The following is a 304-nucleotide window of genomic DNA, read 5'->3' as shown; positions in this document are numbered from 1 at the left end:
GCGGGTTTCATGACCTTCGTGGGCGCCAATGCAATGGTGCATGGCAAGACGCAGGGCGCATTCCCCGCGCCCAAGGCCTTGCTGAGCGCGGTCTATGAAGGGGCGCTGGTCGATTTCGATACCGCGCTCAGGATCGAGGCCCGCTGGTTCACAACTGTTCTGATGAACCCGAGGTCGGGCGCAATGATCCGCTCGCTCTTCCTGAACAAGGAGGCGCTCGAAAAAGGCGCCGTGCGACCACAGGATGTGCCGGATCAACGTGTGAAGAAGCTCGGTGTTCTCGGCGCGGGCATGATGGGCGCGG

The 304-nt window shown here is 62.5% G+C and carries 1 pseudogene; it reads left to right on the top strand.

What is annotated here, in order from left to right:
- Positions 1–304: pseudogene (locus AB9K34_RS05725) on the top strand (3-hydroxyacyl-CoA dehydrogenase); the annotation flags it as partial.

Origin of the sequence: Sedimentitalea sp. XS_ASV28 (genome assembly GCF_041224545.1) — a bacterium.
Lineage (GTDB): Bacteria > Pseudomonadota > Alphaproteobacteria > Rhodobacterales > Rhodobacteraceae > Sedimentitalea.
Note: the sequence above shows the minus strand (reverse complement) of the source record. Positions and strands in the feature narration are given on the sequence as shown.